Source organism: Streptomyces sp. B6B3 (assembly GCF_039871525.1).
Lineage (GTDB): Bacteria > Actinomycetota > Actinomycetes > Streptomycetales > Streptomycetaceae > Streptomyces.
Map to the genome: position 1 here is coordinate 26,011 of NZ_JBDPLU010000038.1, position 18,714 is coordinate 44,724.

At 72.6% G+C, this 18,714-nt stretch carries 20 protein-coding genes; 10 read left to right on the forward strand and 10 right to left on the reverse strand.

The genetic code is table 11. From position 1 onward, the window contains the following. Positions 1 to 315, forward strand: a complete 315-nt coding sequence (locus ABGB06_RS37880; RefSeq protein WP_347599690.1) for a multidrug efflux SMR transporter — start codon at positions 1 to 3, stop codon at positions 313 to 315. Between the two features lie 32 nt (positions 316 to 347). Here ABGB06_RS37880 and ABGB06_RS37885 read toward each other — a convergent pair whose 3' ends face one another. The 3 genes from ABGB06_RS37885 to ABGB06_RS37895 form a co-directional block, all read right to left on the reverse strand. Next, entirely contained in the window at positions 348 to 1,184 is an 837-nt protein-coding gene (locus ABGB06_RS37885) for an SAM-dependent methyltransferase (protein WP_347599693.1), read from the reverse strand. Between the two features lie 267 nt (positions 1,185 to 1,451). After that, a complete protein-coding gene (locus tag ABGB06_RS37890; protein ID WP_347599696.1) occupies positions 1,452 to 2,255 on the reverse strand; it encodes an SAM-dependent methyltransferase in 804 nt (267 codons plus the stop codon). A gap of 140 nt (positions 2,256 to 2,395) precedes the next feature. Further along, on the reverse strand, positions 2,396 to 3,871 hold the full coding sequence (locus tag ABGB06_RS37895) for a hypothetical protein (protein WP_347599699.1): 1,476 nt from the start codon (positions 3,869 to 3,871) through the stop codon (positions 2,396 to 2,398). Positions 3,872 to 4,020: 149 nt separating this feature from the next. Between ABGB06_RS37895 and ABGB06_RS37900 the strand changes: the two genes are divergently transcribed. From ABGB06_RS37900 to ABGB06_RS37920, 5 genes are all read left to right on the forward strand, one after another. Then, positions 4,021 to 5,085: a LacI family DNA-binding transcriptional regulator gene (locus ABGB06_RS37900; protein WP_347599702.1), complete on the forward strand. Its 1,065-nt coding sequence runs from the start codon at positions 4,021 to 4,023 to the stop codon at positions 5,083 to 5,085. 365 nt (positions 5,086 to 5,450) lie between these two features. Continuing rightward, positions 5,451 to 6,302, forward strand: coding sequence for a caspase family protein (locus ABGB06_RS37905; RefSeq protein ID WP_347599705.1), 852 nt, complete (start codon positions 5,451 to 5,453; stop codon positions 6,300 to 6,302). A gap of 250 nt (positions 6,303 to 6,552) precedes the next feature. Next, the gene (locus ABGB06_RS37910) at positions 6,553 to 7,395 is read left to right on the forward strand and encodes an endo alpha-1,4 polygalactosaminidase (RefSeq protein WP_347599708.1); all 843 of its coding nucleotides are present in this window, start codon (positions 6,553 to 6,555) and stop codon (positions 7,393 to 7,395) included. Between the two features lie 298 nt (positions 7,396 to 7,693). Beyond that, a complete protein-coding gene (locus ABGB06_RS37915) occupies positions 7,694 to 7,927 on the forward strand; it encodes a hypothetical protein (protein ID WP_347599711.1) in 234 nt (77 codons plus the stop codon). A gap of 59 nt (positions 7,928 to 7,986) precedes the next feature. Further along, complete coding sequence (locus ABGB06_RS37920) at positions 7,987 to 8,502, forward strand: hemerythrin domain-containing protein (RefSeq protein ID WP_347599714.1); 516 nt, start codon at positions 7,987 to 7,989, stop codon at positions 8,500 to 8,502. A gap of 59 nt (positions 8,503 to 8,561) precedes the next feature. Here the strand turns inward: ABGB06_RS37920 and ABGB06_RS37925 are convergent, their stop codons facing one another. Continuing rightward, on the reverse strand, positions 8,562 to 8,756 hold the full coding sequence (locus ABGB06_RS37925) for a hypothetical protein (protein ID WP_347599717.1): 195 nt from the start codon (positions 8,754 to 8,756) through the stop codon (positions 8,562 to 8,564). A gap of 486 nt (positions 8,757 to 9,242) precedes the next feature. Between ABGB06_RS37925 and ABGB06_RS37930 the strand changes: the two genes are divergently transcribed. Continuing rightward, the gene (locus ABGB06_RS37930; protein WP_347599720.1) at positions 9,243 to 9,386 is read left to right on the forward strand and encodes a hypothetical protein; all 144 of its coding nucleotides are present in this window, start codon (positions 9,243 to 9,245) and stop codon (positions 9,384 to 9,386) included. Positions 9,387 to 9,553: 167 nt separating this feature from the next. After that, on the forward strand, positions 9,554 to 9,784 hold the full coding sequence (locus tag ABGB06_RS37935) for a DUF5133 domain-containing protein (protein ID WP_347599723.1): 231 nt from the start codon (positions 9,554 to 9,556) through the stop codon (positions 9,782 to 9,784). A 468-nt stretch (positions 9,785 to 10,252) separates the two neighbouring features. On the opposite strand, the gene ABGB06_RS37940 is transcribed toward ABGB06_RS37935, so the two are convergent. The 5 genes from ABGB06_RS37940 to ABGB06_RS37960 form a co-directional block, all read right to left on the reverse strand. After that, entirely contained in the window at positions 10,253 to 10,837 is a 585-nt protein-coding gene (locus ABGB06_RS37940) for a transcriptional regulator (RefSeq protein WP_347599726.1), read from the reverse strand. Next, positions 10,837 to 12,360: a hypothetical protein gene (locus ABGB06_RS37945; protein ID WP_347599729.1), complete on the reverse strand. Its 1,524-nt coding sequence runs from the start codon at positions 12,358 to 12,360 to the stop codon at positions 10,837 to 10,839. Before ABGB06_RS37945 ends, ABGB06_RS37940 begins: the two co-directional genes overlap by 1 nt. Before the next feature lie 232 nt (positions 12,361 to 12,592). Continuing rightward, positions 12,593 to 13,558 (reverse strand): cytochrome c oxidase assembly protein, encoded by a 966-nt coding sequence (locus tag ABGB06_RS37950; protein ID WP_347599732.1) that lies wholly within the window; start codon positions 13,556 to 13,558, stop codon positions 12,593 to 12,595. Between the two features lie 48 nt (positions 13,559 to 13,606). Then, the gene (locus tag ABGB06_RS37955) at positions 13,607 to 14,344 is read right to left on the reverse strand and encodes a glutamine amidotransferase (RefSeq protein ID WP_347599735.1); all 738 of its coding nucleotides are present in this window, start codon (positions 14,342 to 14,344) and stop codon (positions 13,607 to 13,609) included. Positions 14,345 to 14,375: 31 nt separating this feature from the next. Further along, positions 14,376 to 15,614, reverse strand: a complete 1,239-nt coding sequence (locus tag ABGB06_RS37960; RefSeq protein WP_347599738.1) for a MurT ligase domain-containing protein — start codon at positions 15,612 to 15,614, stop codon at positions 14,376 to 14,378. Between the two features lie 207 nt (positions 15,615 to 15,821). Between ABGB06_RS37960 and ABGB06_RS37965 the strand changes: the two genes are divergently transcribed. Beyond that, positions 15,822 to 16,016: a hypothetical protein gene (locus tag ABGB06_RS37965; protein ID WP_347599741.1), complete on the forward strand. Its 195-nt coding sequence runs from the start codon at positions 15,822 to 15,824 to the stop codon at positions 16,014 to 16,016. A gap of 44 nt (positions 16,017 to 16,060) precedes the next feature. Here ABGB06_RS37965 and ABGB06_RS37970 read toward each other — a convergent pair whose 3' ends face one another. Then, positions 16,061 to 17,266: an ROK family protein gene (locus tag ABGB06_RS37970; protein ID WP_347599744.1), complete on the reverse strand. Its 1,206-nt coding sequence runs from the start codon at positions 17,264 to 17,266 to the stop codon at positions 16,061 to 16,063. Between the two features lie 98 nt (positions 17,267 to 17,364). On the opposite strand from ABGB06_RS37970, the gene ABGB06_RS37975 reads away from it, so the two are divergent. Beyond that, positions 17,365 to 18,591: an MFS transporter gene (locus tag ABGB06_RS37975; protein ID WP_347599750.1), complete on the forward strand. Its 1,227-nt coding sequence runs from the start codon at positions 17,365 to 17,367 to the stop codon at positions 18,589 to 18,591. Positions 18,592 to 18,714 lie beyond the last annotated feature (123 nt).

The window sequence follows — 18,714 nt, forward strand, 5'->3', positions numbered from 1 at the left end:
ATGGCATGGATCGTTCTGGTGCTGTCCGGGGTGCTCGAGGCGGTGTGGGCCACGGCCCTGGGCAAGACGCAGGGCTTCAGCCGCCCCCTGCCGACCGCGGTGTTCGTCGTCGGCCTCGCAGCGAGCATGGCGGGGCTGGCCTACGCCCTGCGCACGCTTCCCGTGGGGACCGGCTACGCGATCTGGGTGGGCATCGGCGCGGTGCTCACCGCCGCCTACGGAATGATCTTCGAGGAGGAGCCTGTCAGCGTGCTGAAGGTGCTGCTCCTGGCGGGACTCATCGGCTGCATCGCGGGCTTGAAACTGGCGCACTGACCCGCCTTCTCCCATCTCCAGGGGCCGACGGCTCATCCGCGCCGCGGTCGGCCGCGCAGCTGAGGCCGCTTCACGCCCACGCCGGCCCACATGGCGATCTGGGCGTCGAGGTCGGGGGCGCGCTGGGGAGTGTCGGTGGGGTCGGGACACCAGCGGTGGGGTGCCTCGATGCCGGGCGGGGTCACCAACGTCAGGCCCGTGAAGAAGCGGGACAGCTCGGTCCAGGAGCGGGCCTGGGTGGCGATTCCGCTGTTGCGGTAGACGGCCGCGACCCGGCGCATCACCTCGGGGTCGAAGTCCTCGGTACCGTGGGAGATCACCAGAGCGGAGCCCGGGGGCAGCGGCGCGAGGAGGCGCGCGACGATGCCGTGCGCGTCGTGGTCGTCCGGAACGAAGTGGAGTAGCGCGATCAGGGACACTGCCACCGGTTGGCCGAAGTCGAGGAAGTCGGCGGCCTCGGTGAGAATCCGGTCGACGTCCGTGGTGATGTCCGCCTCGACGTAGCCGGTGCGGCCTTCGGGGGTGCTGCGCATCCAGGCGTCGGCGTGAGCGAGGACGAGGGGGTCCTTGTCCACGTAGACGACGCGAGCCTTCGGGGCTGTCTGCTGGGCGATCTGGTGCAGGTTCGGCTCCGTGGGGATGCCGGTGCCGATGTCGAGGAACTGGTGGACGCCGGCCTGGGCCAGGATGCGCACCGCCCGGTGCATGAACGCCCGGTTGGCGCGGGCCGCCTGCCGGGCACCCGGCCACACGGCCAGGACCTGGTCGCCGGCCGCGCGGTCGATGGCGTAGTTGGTCTTGCCGCCCAGGAAGTGGTCGTAGACGCGGGCGGGATGCGCGGTCTCGAACGCGGAGCCGGTCAGGGCCACGGGGGTTTCTCCAGGCGTGCGGGGCGGTGATCGCAGGTCGCGAGACATCAGGATGCGACATGATCAACCGCCGCGGCCCGGCCGTCTCCCAGTCGTGCCGAAACCGTTCCCTGCCCCGCCCGGGGCGCCGATCGGCGCGGAGGAACCTGGCGACGATCAGCGGTGGTTCGGCACGCCGCCCCGGGGCCGGTGGTCGCGACCGCCGCACGCAAGCGGCTGCTCCCCCGGTGCTCCGGGGGAGGGTGGCGGTCGGTCGTTTCGTGGGGCTCAGGGTTTACGTGCGACGAAGCCCCACTGGGGTGGCTCGGTGTCCGGGTCGGCGTCGGCCGGGATCTCGTCGGTCGGCTGCCAGAGGCTGACGGGCAGGAAGCCGTTGCCGAGCAGTTCCAGGCCCTCCGTCCGGACCGGGGCCTGGATCTCGTCGAGAGTGCGGGCGATGTACGGATCGGCCTCCGAGGCGGCGTACGACTCCTGCATCTCGACCGACGCGGCGGTGTGGCGGGTGTCGCACAGGGCGAGCCAGCTGCCGCTCGGGAGCCTGTGGACGTAGGCGCGGACCACGTCGTTGGCCACGTCCCAGAGGTGTCCGAGCATCGACATCAGCGTGAGGCCCACCGGCCGGGAGAGGTCCAGCGTCTCGCCGGCCCTGGCCAGGACGGCGTCCACGTCGCGGACGTCCTCGTGGACGTAGGCGGCGGCTCCCTGGGGGGTGGAGACGGACAGCTCCCGGTGGTGGGCGAGGACGGCGTCGTCGTTGTCCACGTAGACGACTCGCGTGTCCGGCGCGATCGCCTGTGCCAGTTCGTGCGTGTTGTGCCCGGGCAGGGGCATGCCGACGCCGATGTCGAGGATCTGCCGGAGGCCGGACGTCGCCATGTGCCGTACCACCCGCTCGTGGAACGCCCGGGCCGCGCGGGCCAGTTCCGGGATCACCGGGTACTGCTCCGCGATCAGCCGACCGGCGACCCGGTCCGCCTCCAGGGCGTATCCCTCGTTGCCCAGCCACCAGCCCCAGATGCGGGCGGAGTTCGGCCGTGCCCCGGGCTCCTCCGAGTCCCTGGGTTGGTCCATGCTGCTCGCCTCCGGCGTGGGGTGAGGGAGAAGAAGCGTCGACGCGACCGTGGTGGGGTGCGGCCGCGACAGGTAACTGCTGCCCGTCGCGTGCGGTGCGCACGCGTGCCGCACGCGACGGGCCTCGGCGGTGTTCGTCCTCAGTCCGCGACCTCCGCGGTCGCCTGGCCTCCTGCCGGGATCGTGGCGACGGCCTGGGACAGGGTCCGGCCCGACTCGTCGGTGACGATCGTGCTGGGCAGCAGCCGTCCGTTCACCCGGACCGAGGGGTGTTCGCCGGCGAACCGTGCCGTCCACTTGAGGGCTCGTGGCCCGGCGTGGTGGGTGACGGTGCTGCTGGCCGCACCGTCGTGCCGGACGGCGAGGTCGTGCCCGCCGAGCGGGATGTGGTCCATCTCCAGCCACGGCACGGCGGATGGCAGGTTCGGCAGGGTCGACAGGGCGGCGGCGGGGGCGTTGGGGCGGATGCCGAGCAGTCCTTCGGCGATGTTGCCGATGACCGTGTAGGACACCTCGGGGTAGCCGGCCCTGCTGTCCGCCACGTAGCGCAGCCACTTCCATGCCTGGTCGAGCCGCCCCCAGCGGAAGAACGTCTCGGGGAGGTAGGTGTACGCCTCGATGTTGAACGGCGGCAGGGCGGTGACGGAGTCGTCGACGAAGTCGAGGTAGTCGTCGGTGCGCGGGCCTGGCGCGGTGATGCCCTTCATGGGCATGAACCAGGAGTTCTCCTTGCCGAAGTCGGTCAGTGGCCCGGTCGCGTTGAAGCCACGGATGTACCGCCCGGCGGACGCGGACCACCAGGTCGCCTCGAAGTGCGAGCGCAGGTCTGCCGCCCGCTGCAGGGTTGCGGCGGCTCCGGCGGGGTCGTTGCGCGCCTTCTGGGCGGTGGCGTAGGCCAGCAGCGCCTGGTACTGGGAACCGATGGCGTCGCCCGCCTCGAGCAGCTTCTCGCCGCCCTCGTTGTAGGTGGCGACGCCCTGGAAGATGTTGCCCGTTCCGGCCTCGTCGGCGACGCCGTTGCCGTTGCGGTCGTGGGAGGTGACGAAGGCGTCGAGCGAGTTGGTGTAGTACGCCCACAGTGTCGGGTCGTCGACGTACGCCCGGTCGCCGGTCCACAGGTACTGTTCCACGCCCTTCTGGGTGAGCTCGAAGACGGCGGGGATCTCGCGGACGAAGTTGGTGTCGCCGCGGTAGTCGAGCCGGTAGATGCTGCCGTCGAAGGCGAACGACCACAGCGGGTACCAGAGCCGCGCCTCCGTTGCGGAGGCGGCGAAGGTGGCGAGCATGCTGCGGTTCTCCAGGTCCAGCCCCAGCAGGTGCGCGCCGAGCGCCTGGTGCGCGACGTCGCGGGAGTAGAAGGCGGGACGGTTCGTCAGTCCGGCCCAGTAGGAGGGGATGTAGGAGGGGTCCTTGCCGGTCTGCACCCAGGCCAGGGCCTGGTCCCGCGCCCAGGCGAAGTCGGCGACCAGGTCGGCGTTCGCCGACGTCACGGCCAGTGCGGGGGCGGCGGACTGGGCGCGCGCGGTGCGCGTGGCCAGCGCACCGGCGGCCAGTCCGCCGGCCGTGGCCATCAGCAGCGCGCGACGAGACAGGGCAGGGGCAGCGGTCCGTCCCATGGGTGAACTCCTTCGGCTGGCGGGCCTGACGAGCCTGACGACTCCCAGCTAACCGTGGAGTGAAGCGAATCACCATAGGTGTCCAGCGATTTCTGGCCCTCTTCGCGAGAGAATGGTGAAGCGCTTCACTCACTGGCTACCATGTCCGCGTGGCAGTCTCCATGGCCGACATCGCGGCCCGCGCCGGCGTCTCCGCGACGACCGTGTCGTACGCGTTGAGTGGCAAGAAGTCAGTCTCCGTCGAGGCCCGCCGGCGCGTCATGCAGGCCGTCCAGGAGCTGGGCTACCGCCCCCATGCCGCTGCCCGGGCTCTGGCCAGCCGCCGCAGCCGGACCATCGCGCTGGTCGTACCGCCCCTCGGGCGCGGTCTGGTGGCGACGCAGCTGGAGTTCGTCTCCGCCGTCGCCGAGGAGGCGAGCCAGCACGACCACGACCTGCTGCTCGCGGTCAGCGGCGACGGCACGGAGAACATGACCCGGTTGATCCAGGAGGGCGTGGTCGACGGCCTCATCGTGATGGAGGTCCTCCTGGAGGACCCCCGCGTCGAACTCCTCCGCCGTCAGGACGTGCCGTTCGTCCTGGTCGGCCGGCCCGCCGACACCGCCGGGCTGCGCTACGTGGACGCCGACACCGACGCGATGGTCCACCGTGCGGTCCGCCATCTGGTCGACCTGGGCCACCGCGACGTCGCCCTGGTCAACCTCCCCGATCACCTCCTGGAGATCGGCTACGCCCCGGCCGTACGCGCCCTGAACGCGTACCGCAGTGCCTGCGCCACCCACGGCCTCACTCCCTGGGCGGCCGGCTGCGACACCACCCTGGACGCCACCGCCGCATGTGTGGACCTCCTCCTCAGCCAACGCCCCGCCACCACCGCCCTCCTCACCAACAACGACGACGCCGTCGCGGGCCTGATCTCCGCCCTCCACGCCACCGGTCGCGGTGTCCCCGACGATGTCTCACTGGTCGCGGTCATCGGCCCCACCCGTGCCGCCCAACTCACCCGGCCGCCCGTGACCGTCATCGAGCTGCCCACCCACGATCTCGCCACCACCGCGACGCGCCACCTGATCACGGCGCTGAACGCCACCCCCACGCACCAGCCCGCCAGTCCGCCCGCCGGCATCCTGTTCGATCCGCCGCTGACGCCCGGCCACACCACCACGTACCCGCCCGCGAGGCCGGAGCGGGCGTCCGACGACGCGGCCGGGTAGCCGGGCGGTGCGGTGCCCTCCGGAGGGTCGAGTCCACGGGGCGCGGATCGCGTTGTTCCGGGCCGGTGAACGGCCGGGGCGCGGGCGTTCACGAGAGTCTGTGGTGGGCCGCGGCTGACGCGCCTCGCGACGGGGTATTCGATCCCTAAGGGGTTAATTCCGAAAGTTATCCGTCGCCGGAATCATGCTTGTGGGGGGTTTATGAAAGGCGACGCGGCATTCAGGTGAGCCCGGGGTACGGAGTTGAGGGCATCACCCATCACGACGCACGCGCACCAGGCGCCACCTCGGGACGCCTGCCGCGATCCGTCCGCCCCAGAACTTTCCGGTCACACGCGTCGTCCGCAGGGGACAAGGAGCCCACCATGGCCAAAGGCATCTCCATTCACATCGGCCTCAACGAAATCGACGAGAGCAAGTACGGCACGAAAGGCGAGCTGAAGAACTGCGAGAACGACGCCAGGGCGATGGCCTCGCTCGCGGAGTCGGCGTCCTTCTCGGTGGTGTCGACTCTTCTCACCAGCGAGGCGACGAGCCAGAAGGTGACCGAACTGCTGGGCCAGGCGGCGACCGAGCTGACCGACGGCGACATCCTGCTGCTGACCTACGCCGGGCACGGTGCGCAGGTGACCGACCGGAACAGCGACGAACTCGACCGTAAGGACGAGACCTGGGTCCTCTATGACCGGCAGTTCGTCGACGACGAGCTGTACAACCTCTATTCCCAGTTCGCCGGCGGCGTGCGCATCCTGGTCCTCTCCGACAGCTGCCACAGCGGCACGGTCGCCCGAGAGATCCCCCTGCTGCTGGACTCCTCGGAGCTGCAGCGGTCGTTCGACAGCAGCGATCCCGCCGACGTGCGGCTCCGGGTCAGGACCCTGCCGAGCCAGTACCAGCTGTTGAACTACCAGCGGGATCAGGACGTCTACGACGGCATCCAGCGCGATCTGCCCTCGGGAGACCAGCAGGAGATCGCCGCCAGCGTCCTGCTGGTCTCGGGCTGCCAGGACAACCAGACCTCGAGCGACGGCAGCGGGGTCAACGGGCTGTTCACCGAAACGCTGCTGAAGACGTGGAGGAGCGGCGGCTTCCAGGGGTCGTACACCACGCTGCACCGTCAGATCGTCGACCAGATGCCGCCGTACCAGACGCCCAACCTCTTCCAGGTCGGCGCCAACGGAACCGCGTTCGCCGGCCAACAGCCGTTCACTATCTGACAGGCTCGCATTCGGCCGACCGGGTCGCGGTACCGGTCGCGTCCGAGCCACGGGTACACCAGAACTGATCACTTGACATACCGGCACCGATTCGTTTGACTCCGGAAATCGCCAGGGCCGAGCACCCTGCGCCAGAGGTGCGCCCAGCCGGTATGCGGCGGTCAGTCGTCGCGAGTCCGGACCGAGTCGCCAGGACCGCTTCTCAGCGGCTTCCGAGGCGGGGACGCGCCCCCTTCTCCGGAGCGCGATGATGCCCATCACTCGAGACCGCTCTCGCTGGCGGCTGGCCGCCGTCGCGGCCGCCGCGGCGGCGGTGATCGCCTCGCTGCTCGTCATCGCCACGGCGGGTGCCTCGCCCGAGGCGGTGTCCCCTCCCCCGACCGGCGCCGGGTTCGACTACCAGATCGGCGGCGCGTACGCCCTGCCCGAGGGCGCCACGGTCGTCAGCCGCGACCGCGAGGATCCCCCGGCCGAGCCCGGGGAGCCGCAGGGCGCGGACGTGTACAGCATCTGCTACGTCAACGCCTTCCAGGTCCAGCCCGGCGAGCTGGCGGACTGGGACGACGACCTGCTGCTCAGGGACGGGAACGGCGAGGTCATCATCGACGAGGAGTGGCAGGAGGCGCTCCTCGACATCAGCACCGCGGACAGGCGCGAGCGGATCGCGGCCACCGTGAACGGCTGGATCGACGGCTGTGCCGAGGCGGGCTACCAGGCCGTCGAGCCGGACAACTTCGACAGCTTCACCCGCTCGGGCGGGCGGTTCGACGACGAGGCGGCCATGGCGTACATCGCGCTGCTCTCCGAGCACGCCCACGCCCAGGGGCTGGCCATCGCCCAGAAGAACACCTCCGAGCTGTCCGGGGAGCGCGCGCGCACCGGGCTGGACTTCGCGATCGCCGAGGAGTGCGGCGAGCAGGGCAACTGTCACGAGTTCACGGCGGCGTACGGCGACGACGTGATCGTCATCGAGTACACCCCCGAGGGGCTGGCGGCGGCCTGCCGGGAGTACGGGGACCGGCTGAGCATCGTGCGACGGGACTCGCTCGTCGTCACCCCCGACGAGGACGGGTACGTCCGCGAGACCTGCTGAGGCGCGTCAGCGTCCCCTTCCCGCCCTCACCTGCGTCACCGGGACCGGCGGAGCGGACGCGCGGCGCGCCGAGGCGCGGGCCCGCCTCGCGGGTCACCGAACCGGGCTGCCGTTTCCCGTGGCGGTGCCGTCCTGATCGGGGACGAGGGCCAGGCCGCCGGCGCCGATCGGGCCGCTCGGGACCTGGGACGTCGTGACCCGGTCACTCGTGGGCGGGTCCGGGCCGCACCGGGGCGTTTGGGCTCGGGCCGGCCCGGGGACCCGGAGGATCCGAGGTGACAGCTCCGAGGTGATAGTGATGCCCGAACCGGGGAGCAAGAAGTACGACATCCACCGCGCCCACGGGCGGAAGCGTGCGGAGAACCAGGGCGTCCCGGACCAGCAGGCCAACGAGCGGGCCAAGCGCGAGCTGCGGCGGGATCCCCACTGGCGCTCCCGCGGCCCGCGCACCGAGCGGGGCTACGGCCCCAAGGGCGAGCGTGGCGGGGAGGGCGGTGGCGGTCGTACCCGGCGGAGGCCGGAGACCGGCTGAGCGCCCTCCCCGGCCGGGGCCCTCCTGGGGCGCCGCGGCCCGAGTCGTAGCATGATCCCATGAGCATCCCCGACGGTCCGGGAGAGCGGCTCGCGGCCCTCGGCGACGAGTTGATCGAGATCCACACCTGGCTTCGGGAGGAACTGGCCGGGCTGCGCGCGGACGTCGAACGCCAGCTCGACGGGCGTGGTGAGCGGCCGCGCCGGTTGAAGGCGCACTGCCTGTCGTTCTGCTCGGCGTTGACCCGACACCACACCGGCGAGGACGGCGGCGCGTTTCCGGCACTGGCCGGCAGCTTCCCCGAGTTGGCGCCCACCATCGCCAAGCTGGAGGAGGACCACGAGCTGATCAGCGTCGTCCAGCACGATCTGGAGCGCCTGCTCGAAGGCATGGCGGCCGAGCCCGACGCGGCCGAGGTCGCGCGGGTGCTGAGCGCTCTCGACGGGCTGACCGCCATCCTCGAGTCGCATTTCGCCTTCGAGGAGCGCCGCATCGTCACGGCGCTGAACGCGCTGTCCGCCGAGGCGGGAACCGCGGAGAGTCTGCTGGGCCTCCCGGCCCCGAACGGAGCCTGACCGAGGACACCGCTGGGTCGGGGGCGCGCGGCGTGGGCGGCGAGCGGCCACGGGAGGGCTCAGGCACCTCGCCGGTCGGCGGTCGCCGTGTCCACCAGCATCGGGAACGCCGCGTGCAACTCCCGCTCCCAGTAGGGCCAGGTGTGGCGGCCCGCGCCGTGGAGGCGGCTGGTGACGTCGCCGCCCGGCGCCCGCACCCGTTCCACGAGCCGTTCGCTCATCGGCTCGCACAGCGGCTCGACGTCGGGATCCACCGGGCTGCCCGCCGGGTCCAGGAACGGGCGGCCGCCAGCCCGGCGGCTCCGGTCAGGACGGCACGGCGGGTGGCGCCGGGCATCGTCGCCTCCGGGAGATCGGCCACGGGGGGAATCGCCGGAAGGCGAACAGGGTGGCGGCACGGGGGATATGGGCTGAGCAGGAAGGCGTCCGATCAGGAGTGGACGATGTATGGCCCGAAACGGCCATGATCGATCGGGCGCCCGCGTGTTGCGCCCGATTGCGCGTCGGCGCCTTCAACGGCGGTGCTGTCGGGGCGGCGAGGGATCGCGCCGGGTACCGCCGGCGGTCGGCCGAGTGGCCCGCCGCCGGTGGCCGACGCGGGAGGTGCAACGACCTCCACGAGAGTGATGCCGCTTCGCCGGCCGGGCGCGTCGCACCCACCGTGCCGGCCCGGCGGCGAAGTATGAGCGCGCCGCCGGACACCGACGTCCGGGGCTGCCTCAAGCAATCGGGAGATATCGATGCGCATCCGCATGGCCATTGCCACTCTTTCCTTCGCCGCCCTGGGGGCCTTCGGCTTCGCCGGCACCGCACACGCCACCGACGAAGGCGAGCACGAAGTCATCATCTGTGCCACGCATTCCGCCTGCATCATCGAGGACTGAGACACGGCGGGTGCCCGGAGGTCGCACGTGGCCGCCGGGCACCCGCTCGTGACCTGGCCGCCGTGCGGCTCCCGGGGATCGCCTCCGGGTGGGGCATGGGCTCAACCGGAGGGGGTACTTCCCGAGACCCCGGCTCGGTGACCGGGCAGGTCGAGAGGAGCACGACGATGCTGATGGCCCATCCCGCGGTGCTGTCGAGACTGGTCGAGCAGTACGAGACGCTGGAGTTGCTCCACGCCGAGCAGGGCACCAGGGAGGCGCGGCAGCGGATGGAGGACGTCGTCTACACGCTGTGCGTGTCCACGGGCACGCGGGATGTCGGAGCCGCGTTGGCCACCGCCCGGCAACAGCTGGCCGCGGCCGGCAGTTCCGTGGACGCTCCGGTGGTCGGTCCCTGACCGGCACGGCACCGGCACCCGGCCGGCCCCGCCCCTCCCCCGTTCAGGGTGTGGGTGGCGGGGCCGCCGCACGACGGTGCCCTCTGGTGGGGTTCAGTAGCTCTCGGTGTCCCGCACGTCCCGGACGAAGGCGTTGGCGGAGGCGCCCTCGTCCACCAGATCGGGATGAAGTCGACGGAGCTGAGTGCGGACGACGCCTTCCCCTCCGTGCCGTGCCACTGCTCGGCGAGGGCCTGCTGCTTGTCCTGGGGGTACTCCAGCCACCGTCGGTTGTCCGGATCGAGCTGCCGGAGGACGTGGCCGCGCAGGTTCGTGGTCATGACGGTCCTCCTGACGTGAGGCGTCGAGTCGTGACAGGGTCGGCCTGCGCGAGACGCCGGTCGAATGGGGCGGAACGCGACAGGTGTCTCACCGGCCGGGTGCCCGCGACGAGGCGGCGCCGGTGGCCGGTGGCCGGCCGGTGGGCCGTCAGATGCCGAAGCCGACGCTGGAGACGTAGGAGTAGGCGTCGTAGTCGGAGCCGAGGTCGGTGATGATCTCGTCCCAGATGACGTCGAGAAGCTCGACGTTCTCGACGATCCAGGCGTCGATGATGTCGTCCCAGATGCGGTGGCCGCGGACCGTGATGCGGCGCACGGCCAACTCCCGGACGCGGCCGGGATGATCCCGCTGCACCTGACGCTGGTCGACGGGATGGATCTCGATGCGGGCGCCGCGGTCCCTGAGGCGCCGTTTCCATTCGGCCCCGAGATTGCGGCGGCGCAGGTCCCAGTAAGCGTCGTCGATGCGCTCCAGGTTGCGCCGGCTGGGGATGCGGTCCTCCGCGAGCCAGGCGAAGAGGGTTCTCCGGCTCACGCTGATGCCGGCGCGTTCCATGGCGGCGTAGCCGGCGGCCGAGGCGGTGAGGTACCGCAGCCGGGCGGCGAGGCCGCGTTCGGTGTCCACGGGCGAGGCCACGCCGGTGACCTGACGGTCCATCTCCCGGCCGAGGGCGGCCCAGCCGGGGACGCCGCGGGCACTGTAGAGGCCGAACCGCGTCCAGCGTCCGGCCATCAGTCACCGCCGCCGACGGTGTACTCGTCCTTGAGCTTCACCTCGGTCAGCCGCCGGCCCTCGGGGAAGACCCGGCGCCAGTCGCCGATGACGTGCAGTTCGTCGGTGCCCATCATCCGGACCAGGGTCAGACCGGCCTCGTGGGCCTTCCACGCCTTCCACCAGAGGTTGGTGAACGCCTGCGAGCGGATGATGTGCATCCAGTCGGGGCGGCGCATCTCGCGGTTGGCGGAGGACTCCCCGATCGTCGAGACGAACTTGCTGTACATGGCCTTGACGTACTCGAAGGTGACGGCGTCGCCGTCCTCGACGGCCTGATCCCTGGCGGCGGCCAGCTCCCGGCGGAACCGCTCCAGCAGGGCCTCGCTGGAGCCCGAGGTCCAGGACTCGTGGATGACGGGTGCCTCGCACAGCCGGTGCTTGGGGCCGGCCAGGCGCAGCAGGAGGCGCAGCGTGGGGTCGGTGATCCACAGCGGGCCGGCCTGTTCCCGGTTGCCGAGGGGGTTCGGCAGGTCGTCGTGGGGCCATTCCGGCGGGGTGACCAGGTACAGGCCCGAGCGTTTCCTGTCGTACTCGCCGCTGTCGGAATGGCGGGGCCTGCCGATCGGCAGGTGTGTCTTGAGTGCGCTCAGGTAGGCGCCGTTGACGTCCAGGGCGGTGACCGTGTGTCGGGGTCCGCTTCGTCCGATCCGGGGGTTGATCCACTTGGGGCGGCCCTCCCAGATCTGGTCGGCCCCGTCGCGGCTGGGCTTCCTCAGGATGGTGACGTCGTCGGTGTCGACGTAGTGGGTGAAGTCGTATGTGGAGCCGACCCGGGTCGCGTTGAGGAGGGCCATGCCGTCCGGGATGGCGCGTCTGACGAGGACGGTGGTCGCGGCCTCGGGGTCGTCGTCGTTGTCGGCGAGTGCCTGGGCGACGGCGCGGGCGATCGGGGTGGAGGTGTCGCGCCGTTCGGGTGCGGCGGGCGGGCGTGGGGCCGGGGTGCTGGGCTCCGGCGTCGCCGTGGTGGTGGGGCTGGTCGCCGGGGCCGTGGTGGTGCAGAAGCCGCCCATGTGCTGGGGGTGGCCGCCCGCCCGCAGCGGGGTGGGTTGTCCGCAGAGGACGCACGGGGCCGGCTCGCTCCGGAGGAGTTCGCCGTCCGGGCCCCGGTCCGCCTCGGCCGCCGGCGGCGGTGCGGGGTCAGGGCTGGGGTTGGGGTTGGGGTGTGCGGGGGGCGGCGGTGGCGGGGCTGCGGGGCGCGGGGGCGGGATGTCGGCCTCGGGGACGCCGCTCGCGGTGGCGGACGTGCCGAGGTGCGCGACGGCGTGGGAGGGACCGGCGAGGACGTCGAGGGGGCGCATGCCCCAGTGGGCGGCGAGCCGGTCGACGTCTCCGAGGTTCCACTCGACACCCCGCGCTGAGGAGAGGCGGCGGCTGAGCTGCCCCGGGGTGAGCCCCAGGCCGGCCGCGAGGTCGCGCTGGCTCTCGCCGGTGTGCGCCCGTACGGCCGCGATCGTCAGCCGCAGCAGCTCGCCCGTTCCCATCTCCACTCCACCCGTCTCAGGAATGGCCCTGGTCCCTCTCGCGGTGTCCGGCGCCGGGGGCGCGCGGGAGGGGGCGGGCCGGCGGAACGCCACCCAGGACGATAGCGGTGACGTGCTCGGGGGTGCGGTCGGCCCTCGGGCGGGGGTGCCGGGCCCGCGGCCCGCGGTGGGGTGCGTCGGGTCGGTGTCGGTGGTCGGGTGGGTCGCCGAGCACTCGGGGTCCTGGTCGTCGTCAGCGGTTGCCGCGCCCGGGGGCGGGGTCGCGGGATTCGAGGGAGGCGAGGAAGGCGTTGTAGGCGGCGAGCTCGCGGTCGCCGTCCCGGTTGGCGGCGCGGTCGCGACGGCGTGCCTGGCGCTGTTCGGACAGGTACCACTGGACCAGCAGGGCGACCAGCACGATGACGGTGGGGATCTCGCTGAAGGCCCAGGCCAGGCCGCCGGCGGCGGACTGCTCGGCGAGCGCCTCGACGCCCAGGGAGTCGGGCGGGTCGGCGAAGGTGTCGACCATGGGTTCGGTGGCCATCATCAGCGCGATGCCGAAGAAGGCGTGGAAGGGCATGGTGGCGAAGAGCTCCAGCATGCGCAGGGGGTAGCCGGTGCGGTGCGGGCCGGGGTCGACGCCCATGATCGGCCAGAAGAAGACCAGCCCGACGACGAGGAAGTGGCACATCATCGCGAGGTGTCCGGCGCGGGTCTCCATCAGCGTGTCGAACAGGGGGGTGAAGTAGAGGCCGTAGAGGCTGGCGATGAACAGGGGGATGGTGAACAGCGGGCTGGTCACGATCCGCACGTACCGGGAGTGCAGCGCGGCGACCAGCAGTTCGCGCGGTCCGCGGCGGCCGCCTCCGGCGGGGCGCAGGGCGCGCAGCAGCAGGGTCACCGGCGCGCCGAGCAGCAGTGCCACGGGCGTGAGCATGCTGAGCACCATGTGCTGGATCATGTGGGCGCTGAACAGGACCATGCCGTAGTCGTGGACGCCGGTGCAGGTGACCAGGGCGATGGAGAGCACGCCGAGGCCGAAGGAGACGGTCCGTCCGGTGCCCCAGCGGTCGCCGCGGCGGACGAGTCGGGCGACGCCCCACCCGTACAGGAGGCACAGGGCGACGCAGAGGATCAGGAAGACGGGGTCTCCGCCGAACTCCAGTGCGCGGCCCACCGTGAAGGGGGGCAGCTCATCGCCGTGGTCGTGCTGGCCCATGTCGTGCTCGCTTTCTCGCCCGCCGCTCGCCGGTGCCGCCGTCGGGGCTCAGGCCTCGCGGGTGGCGGCGGCGATCCGCTCGGTGCGGAGGGCGTCGAACCACTGGTCGTTCAGGGGGGACAGGGCGCCGGCGCCCAGGGCGAGCCGCAGCAGGAGGTCGGCGATCTGCGGGTTGCGGGCGAGCACCGGGCCGTGCATGTAGGTGCCGAAGACCCTGTCGCGCCAGGCGCCCTCGGTGCCGTCTCCGGTGCCGTTGCCGTTGCCCATCCGGACGCGGGCGAAGGGGCGGACGCCGGGTCCGAGGTGGGTGACGCCCTGGTGGTTCTCGAAGCCGGTCAGCTGGGGCAGGCCGAGGTGGTCGTCGACGTCGGCGAGCACGTCGCCGACGCAGCGTTCGGCGCCGCCGCGGACGCTGGTGACGTCCAGCAGGCCGAGGCCGGCCTCGCGCTGGCCGAGGTCGTTGACGAACTCGTGGCCGAGGATCTGGTAGCCGGCGCACACGGAGAAGATGACGGCGCCGTTGTTCGCGGCGTGGGTCAGGCCGCCGTCGCGGCGCAGCCGCTCGGCGGCGAGCCGCTGTGGGCGGTCCTCGCCGCCGCCGATCAGGTAGATGTGCCCGGTGGCGGGGATGGGCTGGTCGGAGCGGACGTCCTGGCGCTCCACGTGCAGGCCGCGCTGTTCGGCGCGGCGCTTGACCACCAGGACGTTGCCCTGGTCGCCGTAGGTGCTGAGGAGGTCGGGGTAGACCCAGATCAGCCGCAGTCCTGAGGTCTGGGGGTTAGTCATGCGTGCCGTCCTTGAGCGTGCTGGCGGGCCTTCAGTTGCCGACGACGCGGCGCAGGTCCTGGAAGGCGGTGTAGTTGGCGATGGCTTCGATGCGGCCGGGTGGGAGGCCGGCGACGGCCTGACGGAGGTCGGGGTGGACGCGGAAGTCGAGGCCGGCGACCTCCAGGCGCACCGCGAGGTCGAGGCGGCGGTCGCCGACCACGGCGATGGGGTGGCCGGCCAGCCGGGTGTAGTCCACGTCCCACAGCCAGGAGGTGTCGGTGCCGTCCGCGCTGCGGGCGTTGACGGACAGGACCACGGGGGTGGGGGGCGGGTCGATGAGGGAGAACGTCTCCAGCCAGCCGGCTGGGTTCTTCGCCAGCAGCAGGCGGATCGCGCGTCCGTCGTACTGGACGACGTCGTACCGGCCGGCGACGGCGGCGACGGACTGCATGCGCTGTAGTGCCAGCTGCGGGGCGATCCCGAACACGGCGGCGGTGGCGGTGGCGGTGGCGGCGTTGGCCTTGTTGGCCCGCCCGGGGAGCTGCAGCTGGATGGGCCAGGCGGAGCCGTGCGGGTCGAGCACGTGGTCCCCGGACAGCACCCAGGTGGGGGTGGGGCGGGCGAAGCCGCAGCTGCCGCACTGCCAGCTGTCGTCGGGGCGTTGGAGGACGCCTCCGCAGGAGGGGCAGGACCAGGCGTCGTCCTTCCACTCCTGTCCGGCGGCCACCCAGACGACGTTGCCGGCGGAGGCCGCGGCCCACACGATCAGCGGGTCGTCGGCGTTGGCGATGACGGTGGCCTTGGTGCCCTCCAGGCCCTCGCGCCAGCGCTCGGCGAGCATGCGGGTCTCGGCGGCGCGGTCGAGCTGGTCGCGCGAGAGGTTGAGCAGGGCGATGGCCTTGGGCGAGACGGCACGGGCGACGCCGGTGAGGTACTTCTCGTCGACCTCGAGCACTCCGTAGCGGGCGTTGGCGCCGCCGGACAGGGCGGAGGTGATGCCGGCCGGCATGTTGGCGCCGAGCGCGTTGGAGACGACCTCGCCGCCGGCGCGCAGGGCCTCGGCGACCAGGCGGGTGGTCGTGGTCTTGCCGTTGGTGGCGGAGATCAGGACCACGTCCAGGTGGCCGGCCAGCCGGGACAGCAGGTCGGGGTCGAGCTTGAGGGCGACCCGCCCGCCGATCACGGATCCGCTGCCGCGTCCCGCCGCCCGCGACACCGCCGCGGCCGCGCGTCCGGCGGTCACGGCCAGCTTGGCGCGCGCGGACAGCGGTTGCGTGCTGTCTGCCATCGTGTGTGTTCCTCCTTGCCCCGGGCCCGTCGTGGCCGGGGACCAGCCTATCGAGGTCCGACGGGGTGTCCGTCGCGTCACCCCGGGTGTGGGTCGTGGGCGACCGGGTGGCCGCGGTCACCCGAATGCCCGCATCCCGTGTCGGTCACCGTTTGTCAGACTTAGAGTACCCAGAGTGAAGATCGGGGGGCGTCGTCGGGAGTGCTCATGGTCTTGTCGGTCTCCGGGCTCCTGCTGCTGGGAGTCATCGTGTTCCTGTTCTTCCGGAAGGACGGGTTGAAGATCTCGCACGCGGTGGTGTGCGGCCTGTTCGGGTTCTATCTCGCGGGCACGGCGGTGGCCCCGAGCATCCAGGCGAGCGGGGAGAGCCTGGCGCGGTTGCTGGACGGCATCCCGTTCTGACTGTCCGCCGGTCGCTGGTGGGCGGTCTGGACCGGTGGCCGGGGTCAGGCGGCCAGGACGGCCAGCGGATCGTCGAGCACCGGCTGCCAGGCGAGTTCGCCGGCGCCGACCAGGCTGTCGTGGTCGAGGGTGCAGGGCAGGACGGGGACGCTGCCGCTTCTCCCCCACAGGCTGTGCCGTTCGACGGTGGCGCGGAGCCGGTCGGGGTCGGCCGCCAGCAGGTGGCGGTGCAGGCCGCCGAGGATGATGCGGTCGGGGTTGAGGATGTTCACCAGGCCGGCGAGGCCGAGGCCGAGGCGGTCGATGACGGTGCCGGTGGCGGCGCGGACGGCCGGGTCGGTCGCGTGTTCGGTGCGCAGCATCTCCCCGGCCTGGTGCAGCAGCGAGCCCTCCGGGCCCGGTCGGCGGCCGGCGGCGGCGAGCAGGGCGAGGGGGTCGGTCTCGACGTCGAGGCAGCCGCGGCCGCCGCAGTGGCACGGGCGGCCCTGGGGGTCCACGGTGAGGTGGCCGACCTCCAGGGCGAGGCCGGCGCTGCCGGTGTGCAGCCGGCCGTCCAGGACCAGGGCGCCGCCGACGCCGCGGTGGCCGGTGGCGACGCACAGCAGGTGGGGTGAGCCCTGGCCGGCTCCGTGGCGGTGCTCGGCGAGCGCGGCGAGGTTGATGTCGTTGCCGCAGAAGCCGGGGACGTCGAGGCCGGCCGCGGCGAGGCAGTCGGTGAAGATGTCGCGTACGGGCGCGCCGGCGGGCCAGGCGAGGTGGAGCGGGTTGAGTGCGGTGCCCTCGGGTTCGGCCACGGCGGAGGGCACGGCGAGGCCGGCGCCGACGCACTGCCGCCCGGTGTCGCGGAGCAGTTGCGCGCCGGCGTCGACGACCTGGCGGAGCACCCGGGCGGGGTCGGCGGGCACGGTCACGCAGCCGGGCGCGGTGGCCACGATGCGGCCGCCGAGTCCGACGAGGGCGGCGCGGAATCCGTCGGCGTGCACCTGGGCGGCGAGGGCGACGGGGCCGTTGTCGGCGATGGCGAGGCGGTGGGAGGGGCGGCCCTGGCTGCCCGCGGCGGCGGGCCGGGCGTCCACGGTGATGAGGCCGAGGGTCTGGAGCTCCGCCGCGACCGCGCCCGCGGTGGCCCGGGTGACGCCGAGTTCGGTGGTGAGGACGGCGCGGGTGGGGGCGCGGCCGGTGTGGACGAGTTCGAGCGCGGGTCCGAGGGCGTTCCGGCCTCTCTCGAGCCTGGTACGGGTGCGGGTCACACCCCTATTCTTCCTTTGTGCCACCGATAAACAAACTCCGGGCGGGGCGGGTTCCGAGTCCGCGGCGTGGCGGGGCGCGAGCCCCGACCGCGGACGGGCTGCGTCGGCTCCGCGTCGCCATCACCGCCTTCTTCGCGCTGGACGGCTTCGTCTTCGCGGGCTGGGTGGTGCGCATTCCGGCGGTCAAGGAGCAGACCGGCGCCTCGCCGAGCGCGCTGGGGCTGGCGCTGCTGGGAGTCTCGGCGGGGGCCGTGGTGACCATGGTGGTGACCGGCAGGCTGTGTCAGCGGTTCGGGAACCATCCGGTGACGGTGGTCTCCGGGGTGCTGCTGGCGCTGAGCGTCTCGTTGCCGCCGCACGCCGACTCGGCGCTGGTGCTCGGCGGGATGCTGCTGGTGTTCGGGACGGCGTTCGGCGCGGTCAACGTGTCGGCCAACAGCGCCGCGGTGGACCTGATCGCGGCGCTGGGACGGCCGGTGATGCCGAGCTTCCACGCGGCGTTCAGCCTGGGCGGGATGCTCGGGGCGGGGCTGGGTGGACTGGTGGCGGGCCGGCTGAGCGCGGCGTGGCATCTGGCGGGGCTGTGCGTGGTGGGTCTGGTGGTGGCGGCGGTCGCCGGGCGTGCGCTGCTGGGCTCCCCGGTCCCGCCCCGGGAGGCGGCGGGCGCGGCGCGGGACGCGGCGGACCCCGAGGCGCCGGGCGCGGACGGCGCGGGGTCACCGGAGCGCGAGCCGGGTGAGGGCGGGGCGGCCGCGGCCGGTCCGGGACGGCGACGGGCGCGTTGGCTGGTGGCCGTGCTCGGCTTCGTCGCGCTGTGCACGGCGTACGGGGAGGGTGCGCTGGCGGACTGGAGCGCGCTGCACCTGCGCGAGACGCTCGACGCGAGCCCGGGGGTGGCGGCCTCCGGCTACTCGGTGTTCGCGCTGGCCATGACCGTGGGCCGGCTCACCGGCTCGACGGTGCTGGAACGGGTGGGCCAGACCCCCGCGTTGGTCGCCGGCGGGGCGACGGCGGCGGTCGGCATGCTGGTGGCCTCGCTGGCGCCCGTGCTGTGGCTGGCGCTCGTGGGGTTCGCGGTGACGGGCCTGGGACTGGCCAACATCTTCCCCGTCGCGATCGGCCAGGCCGGCGCGCTCGCGGGTGCCCCGGGGGTGGCCGCGGCGTCCACCCTCGGCTACGGCGGGATGCTCGTCGGGCCCGTGGCGATCGGCTTCCTGGCGGAGTGGTGGTCGCTGGCCACGGCGCTGACCACGGTCGCGGCGCTGTCCGCGGCGGCGGCGGTGACGGCGTACGCGACCCGGCACGCGGTGCGGGCGCCGGGCTGAGAGACATCTCACGTGCCTAAGAAGTCAAGCCGCGACGGCTGGAACTGCTGAGAAGGAGGTGAATGCGCGATGCTCGTCGAAGTGCTGCCGGGTTTGCAGGCAGTGGTAGAGCTGGCCGAGCAG